The 7386-nt window shown below is 74.5% G+C and carries 9 protein-coding genes; 7 read left to right on the plus strand and 2 right to left on the minus strand.

Annotated features, from left to right (window positions below):
- Positions 1-3 precede the first annotated feature (3 nt).
- On the minus strand, positions 4-585 hold the full coding sequence (locus DEF28_RS24325; RefSeq protein ID WP_114400445.1) for a PadR family transcriptional regulator: 582 nt from the start codon (positions 583-585) through the stop codon (positions 4-6).
- A 267-nt stretch (positions 586-852) separates the two neighbouring features.
- Between DEF28_RS24325 and DEF28_RS24330 the strand changes: the two genes are divergently transcribed.
- The 3 genes from DEF28_RS24330 (at position 853) to DEF28_RS24340 (ending at position 3931) form a co-directional block, all read left to right on the plus strand.
- Positions 853-1893, plus strand: a complete 1041-nt coding sequence (locus DEF28_RS24330) for a tyrosine-type recombinase/integrase (RefSeq protein WP_114400450.1) — start codon at positions 853-855, stop codon at positions 1891-1893.
- Positions 1894-1937: 44 nt separating this feature from the next.
- Positions 1938-3071, plus strand: a complete 1134-nt coding sequence (locus DEF28_RS24335) for a glutathione-independent formaldehyde dehydrogenase (protein ID WP_114400446.1) — start codon at positions 1938-1940, stop codon at positions 3069-3071.
- A 65-nt stretch (positions 3072-3136) separates the two neighbouring features.
- The gene (locus tag DEF28_RS24340; protein WP_114400451.1) at positions 3137-3931 is read left to right on the plus strand and encodes an exodeoxyribonuclease III; all 795 of its coding nucleotides are present in this window, start codon (positions 3137-3139) and stop codon (positions 3929-3931) included.
- A gap of 23 nt (positions 3932-3954) precedes the next feature.
- Here DEF28_RS24340 and DEF28_RS24345 read toward each other — a convergent pair whose 3' ends face one another.
- Entirely contained in the window at positions 3955-4368 is a 414-nt protein-coding gene (locus tag DEF28_RS24345; RefSeq protein WP_114400447.1) for a VOC family protein, read from the minus strand.
- A gap of 87 nt (positions 4369-4455) precedes the next feature.
- Here DEF28_RS24345 and DEF28_RS24350 point away from each other — a divergent pair, with 87 nt between their 5' ends.
- From DEF28_RS24350 to DEF28_RS24365, 4 genes are all read left to right on the plus strand, one after another.
- On the plus strand, positions 4456-5046 hold the full coding sequence (locus DEF28_RS24350; protein ID WP_114400448.1) for a TetR/AcrR family transcriptional regulator: 591 nt from the start codon (positions 4456-4458) through the stop codon (positions 5044-5046).
- Positions 5047-5174: 128 nt separating this feature from the next.
- A complete protein-coding gene (locus DEF28_RS24355; RefSeq protein ID WP_147280256.1) occupies positions 5175-5621 on the plus strand; it encodes a hypothetical protein in 447 nt (148 codons plus the stop codon).
- Between the two features lie 158 nt (positions 5622-5779).
- Complete coding sequence (locus tag DEF28_RS24360) at positions 5780-6529, plus strand: alpha/beta fold hydrolase (protein WP_114400452.1); 750 nt, start codon at positions 5780-5782, stop codon at positions 6527-6529.
- A gap of 433 nt (positions 6530-6962) precedes the next feature.
- A partial coding sequence (locus tag DEF28_RS24365) for a thioesterase II family protein (protein ID WP_147281090.1) occupies positions 6963-7386 on the plus strand: 424 nt, incomplete at its 3' end.

Consider the following 7386-nt stretch of genomic DNA (forward strand, 5'->3'; position numbering starts at 1 on the left):
GGGTCAGCCGCGCGGCGCGGCGGGGCGCCCGTCCGCCTCGTCGCCGGCCATCGGGTAGCTGCCGGCCTCCAGCCGCTCGATCAGCCCGCGGGTCCACTCGGCGGCGCTGTCGATGCCGTGCATCCGCAGTCCCGGCAGCTCGCGGATATGCGGATCGCCGCCGCCGGTGGCGATCCGCTCCAGCCGGGCGGCCACCTCCTCGTGCTGCGCCTCCAGGGCGGCCAGCCGCGCTCTCAGCAGCTCGACCGCCTCGGCTCTGGGCAGTGCCGGCAGCAGCGCCAGCCCCGCGCCCAGGATGTCGGCCCGGTGGTCGGGCCCGCGCAGCGCGTCCCGCAGCAGCCGCAGGAACTCGGCGTCACCCGCCTCGGTCACCTCGTAGTCCACCCGGCCCGGCCACTCGGTGATCTCGGTGGAGGCGAGCAGCCCCTCCTTGGTCAGCTGCCGCAGCGCGTGGTAGATCGACCCCCACTTGACGTTGGCCCACTCCTCGGCGCCCCAGGAGAGCAGTTCGGAGCGTACGAGGTAGCCGTGCGCCCGTCCCAGCCGGCGCACCACACCCAGGACCAGCAGCCGCGTCGCCGACATCGTCTCCCTCGGTATCCCTCGTCGTGGTTCGCGTCGCGCCCGCCACGGGGCGTTGCCCCAAGGCTAAACCAGTCGTGATCATCCCGGTTCGGTGCACTGCTCCCCCGCGCGCGGCCGGAACCGCCCGCCGCTTCGGCGGTTCCGGCCCGCGGCCCCCGCGGTTTTCCGGCCCGTCGGCGGTGCCCCCGGGTACCGGAATCGGCCATGGTTGGGGGTATGAGCGTTGTGGCCGAGAGCGGGAACAGTGAACACGGCGGGGCGTCGCCGATGCGGGCGGTCGACGCCGTCGAGGAGTACCTGGTGGCGCGGCGGCCGGCGAAGCCGTCGCCGCACACCCTCGCCGCCTATCAGCGTGACCTGACGGCGGTGCTGCGGTGCGCGGCCGCGGCGGAGCGGTGCGCGGTGCGGGACCTGCGCCTGGCGGACCTGTCGGGCGGGCTGCTGCGGCGGGCGTTCGCCGACTTCGCGACCGACCGGGCCGCCTCCAGCGTGACGCGGGCGTGGTCGACCTGGAACCAGTTCTTCGGGTTCCTGGTGGCCGAGGGCCTGGTTCCCGGCAACCCGATGCCGGCGGTGGACCGGCCGCGGCTCAAGCCCCGCCAGCCCAAGCCGCTCATGGGAGAGGACACCCCCGAGCGGCTGCTGGAGGCGCTGGCCGCCGGGTGCCGCAAGGCGCGGGACCCGTGGCCGGAGCGGGACCTGGCCGTGCTGGCGCTGGCCCTGCTGACCGGCCTGCGCTCCGCGGAGCTGCTGTCGCTGCGGCTGGAGTCGCTGAGCGGGCGACCGGGTGAGCGGCGCATCCGGGTGGTCGGCAAGGGCGACAAGACGCGGTCCCTGCCGATCGAGGAGCCGCTGGAGGCCCTCATCGAGGAGTACCTGCGGACCCGCCGGCACCGGTTCGGCGCGCCGCTGCGCGGCGCCGACCCGCTGCTGGTGGACAACCGGGGCGCGGCGCTGCGGCGGGGCGGCCTGCAGTACCTGGTGAAGCAGTGCTACCGGCACGCGGGGGTGCACGACCGGGTCGCGAAGGGCACCCTGGTGCACGCGCTGCGGCACACCTTCGCGACCCGGCTGGCCGAGGACGGGGCGTCGGTCACCGAGATCATGCGGCTGCTCGGGCACTCCTCCATTACCTCGTCGCAGTCCTACATCGACGTGACGGCGGCCGCGCAGCGGGAGGCGGCGCGGTCCAACCGCACGTACGGGGTGCTGCGCAAGCTCGCGGGCGGCGGCCCGGCCGCTCCGGAGGCGGCCCCTGGCGCGGACCCGCGGGCCTGGCACCCGGATGCGCCGCCGGCCGCCGGGTAGGGGGCCGGGCAGGGGGACCGTCCCAGCTCGCGAGGAGGAGTCCGATGAGGGCACTGGTGTACGAGGGGCCGTTCGACGTGGCCGTGCGTGACGTGCCGGACCCGCGGATCGAGCATCCGGGCGACGTCATCGTCCGGGTGACGTCGACCTGCATCTGCGGGTCCGACCTGCACATGTACGAAGGGCGTACGGCCGCCGAGCCCGGCATCGTGTTCGGGCACGAGAACCTCGGCGTGGTCGAGGAGGCCGGCTCCGGCGTGGCATCGGTCCGGGTCGGGCAGCGCGTGGTCATGCCGTTCAACGTGGCGTGCGGCTTCTGCCGCAACTGCCTGGAGGGGGCCACCGGCTACTGCCTCACGGTGAACCCGGGCTTCGCCGGCGGCGCCTACGGCTACGTGGCGATGGGCCCGTACCGGGGCGGTCAGGCGGAGTACCTGCGGGTGCCCTACGCCGACTTCAACTGCCTGGCGCTTCCGGAGGGCGCGGAGCGCGAGGCCGACTACGCGCTGCTGGCCGACATCTTCCCCACCGGCTACCACGGCTGCGAGCTGGCGGGGGTGGCGCCCGGGGACACGGTGGCGGTCTACGGCGCTGGCCCGGTGGGGCTGATGGCCGCCTACTCGGCGCTGCTGCGCGGCGCGTCGCGGGTGTTCGTGGTGGACCGGGTGCCCGAGCGGCTGCGGCTCGCCGAGTCCATCGGCGCGGAGCCGGTCGACTTCACCGAGGGCGATCCGGCGGAGCGGATCCGCGACGCGACGGACGGCGGCACCGACGCCGGCATCGACGCGGTCGGCTACCAGGCGCAGGCCCGCACCGGGGAGGGGCGCGAGGAGCCGGCCGCGGTGCTGAACGCGCTGGTGTACACGGTCCGGCCCACGGGGGCGCTCGGTGTCCCGGGCCTCTACCTGCCGGCGGACCCCGGTGGGCCGACCGAGGACGCCAGGCGCGGCCGGCTGCTGCTGGAGATGGGGCGGCTGTTCGAGAAGGGCCTGCGGATGGGGACCGGGCAGGCGAACGTGAAGCGGTACAACCGGCAGCTGCGCGACCTCATCACCGCGGGCCGCGCGGCACCGTCCTTCGTGGTCACCAAGGAACTGCCGCTGGAGGAGGCGCCGGCGGCCTACGAGAGGTTCGACCGGCGCGAGGCGGGCTACACGAAGGTGGTGCTGCACCCCTGATAGGGGGCCGGCCGCGGTGCGGCCGGCCCCGGTCCCCGCGGTTGGCTACGCTGCTGGTCGTGGTGATGACGATTTCTACGGTGAACGTGAACGGCCTGCGCGCGGCGGCCCGCAAGGGGTTCCTGGAGTGGCTGGCCGGCACCGACGCCGACGTGGTGTGCCTGCAGGAGACGAGGGTCGAGCACGCGCAGCTGCCCCCGGCGCTGGCCGCGCCCGAGGGCTGGCACGTGACCCTGGTTCCGGCCGGCGACCGGGGCCGCGCGGGGGTCGCGCTGTACAGCCGGACGGCCCTGGACGGAGTGCGGATCGGATTCGCCAGCGAGGAGTTCGACGCGGCGGGCCGCTACCTGGAGGGCGACATCGGCGACGTCACGGTGGCGAGCCTCTACCTGCCCTCCGGTGAGGTGGGCACGGACCGCCAGGCGGAGAAGGAGCGGTTCATGGCGGCGTTCCTGCCGTACCTGGTGCGGCGGCGCGCCGAGGTGGAGGCCGAGGGGCGGGAGCTGGTCGTGTGCGGTGACTGGAACATCGCGCACCGGGAGGCGGACCTGAAGAACTCGCGCAACAACCGCAAGAACTCCGGGTTCCTGCCGGAGGAGCGGGCGTGGCTGTCGCGCGTGTTCGACGAGGCCGGGTACGTGGACGTGGTGCGGGGGCTCTTCCCCGGCGTCGAGGGGCCGTACTCGTGGTGGTCCTACCGGGGGCGCGCCTTCGACAACGACACCGGCTGGCGGATCGACTACCACGTCGCGACGCCGGGCCTGGCGCGGCGGGCCGGGGAGGCGCGGGTGGAGCGCGCGGCGAGCTACGACCGCCGCTGGTCCGACCACGCGCCGGTGACCGTGGTGTACAAGGACTGAGGCGGCCCGGCGGCGGCGCCGCGTCAGGACTGGACGTAGTTGCCGGCGTACTCGGCCGCGGGGGTGGTGGGGGTGATGACGTCGACCAGGACGCCGGAGGGGTCGGCCACGATGAAGTGCCGCTGCCCGAAGTCCTCGTCGCGCAGCTCCAGTACCGGGCGGAGTCCCTCGCGTCGGACGAGCCGCTGGTATTCGGCGTCCACGTCGTCGACCTCGAAGTTGAGCAGCAGTCCGCTGACCGGGACCCGGTAGCCCTCGGGGAGCGTGGGGTGGCCGGGGTCGAGGAGGGCGAGTTCGCAGGGCTGCGGTCCCGGCCGGCGCAGACTCACGTACCAGTCGGCCGCGAACGTCGTCTCGAACCCGAGCAGCCGGGTGTAGAAGTCGCGGGACTCCTGGAGCAGCGGTGTGCAGATGACGGGATAGTAGCTGGTCAGCATGGTTCGACCCCTTTTTCGCGTACCTTCGGTATGTGAAACGAACCTACTGACATACTCTCGGTATGTCAAAGGACGGGAGCAGACGCGATGGCCGACGGTGTCCGGGCACGGCAGCGGGAGGCGACCCGGCGGGCCCTGCTGCGCGAGGGCAGGCGCCTCTTCGCCCTCCGGGGCTACACCGCGGTGGGCCTGGCGGAGGTCGTCGACGCCGCCGGGGTCACCAAGGGGGCCCTGTACCACCACTTCGGCGGCAAGGCCGACCTCTTCCGCGCGGTCCTGGCGGAGGTCCAGCAGGAGGTGGCCGACCGGGTCGCCGCGGCCGCCGACGCCCATGAGGACTCCTGGACCCGCCTGGTCGCCGGCTGCCAGGAGTTCCTCACCGCCAGCACGGCTCCGCAGACCCAGCGGATCATGCTCGTCGACGGCCCGGCCGTGCTCGGCTGGTCGGAGTGGCGGGCGCTCGACGAGGCGGCCTCGGCCCGGCATCTGGCGGAGGCGATCGCGGCGCTGGTCGAGGAGGGGCGGATGGCACCGCAGCCGGTGGCGCCGCTCACCCGGCTGCTGTCGGGGGCGATGAACGAGGCGGCCCTGTGGCTGGCCGCCTCCACGGAGGCCACGGACCTGGAGCACGTCAGAACCGCGCTGGTCCGCATGCTGGAGGCGTTCCGGGTCGGCTGACGCCGCGCACCGCGCCGGACCGCCGCCCGGCCGGGCCGCACACGGACGGCGCGGGCGAGGGTTGGCGTATCTTCGCAGCATCGACCGGGTATGTCGACCGGTGTTCGCAGCAGGACGGAAGGACGATCGTGAGAACGGCAGTACGCACCGCGGGACTCGCCCTGGCGGCCACTATGGCCGTGGCCGGCTGCGGCGGGAGCGGCGGTGGCGCGGAGCAGGAGGAGACCGCGCCGGCCCGGGAGGGCAGCCCGCCGCCCGCCGCCGCGTCCGCGTCCTCGGACGCGGCACCCGGCGGCGGGCCCGCGGGCACCTGGGAGTCGATCGTCGACGGCAGCGAGATCGCGACCATGGTGGTCTCCGGAGACGAGGTCACCACGAGCGGCCCCCTCTCCTGCCCCGGATCGCTGTCGACCGAGGGCGGGGAGACCGTCATCACCCTCGACTGCCCCGGCGGCAGCCCGGGCCGCGAACGCGGCACCGTGGAGACGAACCCGGAGGGGGACCGGCTCTTCATCAGCTGGGAGGGCGAGGCGTGGGGCGGGTACGTGGACAGCTTCGTCCGGACCGGCGGCTGACCGTGCGCCTCGGACGGCGGACGGCGCTCTGACGGGAGCGGTGGGCGGCGAGGACCATGACGAGGGACAGCGACGACACCGGGAGCGGGGGCGCGGACGGCGCACGCCCCGCCCCCGGCACCCCGCGCACGCCCGCGGAGCGTCCGGCCCACGGGCGGATGCCGATCGTGCTGGTGCACGGCCTGCGGGTGTCGGCGAGCATGTGGCGCCCCCAGGTGAACGCCCTGCGCGCCGAGGGCCGGCGGGTGCTCGCCCCCGACCTGCCCGGCCACGGGCGTCGGCGCGGCGAGCTCTTCACGCTCGGCGGCGCGGTCGCGACCGTGCGCGCGGCCGTGGACGAGCTGGGCGGGCGGGCGCTCGTGGTGGGGCTCTCGCTCGGCGGGTTCGTGTCGATCGCCGCGGCCGCGGCGTATCCCGACCGGGTGCCCGGGCTGATGGCGGTCTCGTGCTCGGCCCGCCCGGTGAACGCGCTGGCGCACATGTACCGGATCCCGACAGCGCTCCTGGACCGGCTGCCGGACCGCGGCCTGGCCGTGAACTCCCGCTTCCACCGGCTGACACTGCCCGCCGACGGGGCCGCGGCGGTGCTGGACGGCGGGCTGGCGATGGAGGCGGCGCGGGCGGTGATCGAGGAGGTCGTCAACCTCGATGTCCTGGGCCTGCTGGCGTCGTACCCGGGACCGGTGTGGCTGATCAACGGGGTCCGCGACCACTTCCGCATCCACGAGCGGCAGTTCCTCCAGGCGTGCGCGGACGGCCGGCTGCTGACGGTACCGCGGGCGGGGCACATGGTGAACCTGGACCAGCCCGAGGTGTTCGGCAAGCTCGTGGCGGACGCGGCGGACGTGCTCGCGGCCCGCGCGGCCGCTCCCGGCGAGACGCCGCCGGACCCGGCCGCCTCCCTCTGACGGGGTGCCGCCTCGGCTCGGGAATCGCGGGGCGGCGCGCCTTCTCCGGGACTCGCGGACGCCCGGGGCCGTTTTCCGGCGGCGTACGGCGCCGCCGCATTTCCGCGCCGCAATTGGGACGGCCTTTCGCACGAGCGGTGACGGGGCGTTACTCCCGTCACATCCCGCCCGCCGCCGCGTTACCCGCGCCCGCCGTTATTTGAATCCTTTTCGTGTTTTCGGTGCCGCGAATCTCCATTAGGGAGAAAACGCAGGTGGGGGCGCGCCCCGAAGGCGCGTGGCCGCGGCCCGCCGACGCACCCGCACCGCCCGTTCGGCTCCCTGCCGGAGAAGCGGGCCCCGGGGCGGAATAAGGTTCTATCGATCGTGTTCGCGACGCCGCACACGTCTCGGACGCTGCCCTTGCCGTGCCCCTCTGTGAGCGGAGGAAACCATGCCAGCAGCCGGTTACGCGTCTCCCTGGATCCGTCGTTTCCACCGGGTGTCCGACTCCGGTGACACGTCCCGCGTCCACCTCGTCTGTTTCCCGCACGCCGGGGGTCCGGCGACCTACTACACCCCGATGTCGACGAACCTCGCCGCGTTGGCGCCCTTCGTCGACGTCGTGGCGCTGCAGTACCCGGGCCGGCAGGACCGGCTGGCTGAACCCCCCGTCGCCGACCTGGCCGACCTGGCCGACCTGGTCACCGCAGAGCTGCTGCCGCTCGCGGCGGGCCCGCTGCCGCTCGCGCTGTTCGGGCACAGTATGGGCGCGGAGCTGGCGTTCGAGACCGCCCGGCGCCTGGAGCGGGCGGGCGCGGCGCCCGCCGCGCTGCTGGTGTCGGGCCGGCGCCCGCCCTCCCGCCACCGCCCCCAGT

This window comes from Marinitenerispora sediminis, from assembly GCF_003336425.1.
In the GTDB taxonomy this organism is placed as follows: domain Bacteria; phylum Actinomycetota; class Actinomycetes; order Streptosporangiales; family Streptosporangiaceae; genus Marinitenerispora; species Marinitenerispora sediminis.

Excerpts from the sequence above, each read along its gene's own strand:
- DEF28_RS24325 (WP_114400445.1), bottom strand. The coding sequence starts at position 585 with ATGTCGGCGACGCGGCTGCTGGTCCTGGGTGTGGTGCGCCGGCTGGGA.
- DEF28_RS24330 (WP_114400450.1), top strand. The coding sequence starts at position 853 with ATGCGGGCGGTCGACGCCGTCGAGGAGTACCTGGTGGCGCGGCGGCCG.
- DEF28_RS24335 (WP_114400446.1), top strand. The coding sequence starts at position 1,938 with ATGAGGGCACTGGTGTACGAGGGGCCGTTCGACGTGGCCGTGCGTGAC.
- DEF28_RS24340 (WP_114400451.1), top strand. The coding sequence starts at position 3,137 with ATGACGATTTCTACGGTGAACGTGAACGGCCTGCGCGCGGCGGCCCGC.
- DEF28_RS24345 (WP_114400447.1), bottom strand. The coding sequence starts at position 4,368 with ATGCTGACCAGCTACTATCCCGTCATCTGCACACCGCTGCTCCAGGAG.
- DEF28_RS24350 (WP_114400448.1), top strand. The coding sequence starts at position 4,456 with ATGGCCGACGGTGTCCGGGCACGGCAGCGGGAGGCGACCCGGCGGGCC.
- DEF28_RS24360 (WP_114400452.1), top strand. The coding sequence starts at position 5,780 with ATGCCGATCGTGCTGGTGCACGGCCTGCGGGTGTCGGCGAGCATGTGG.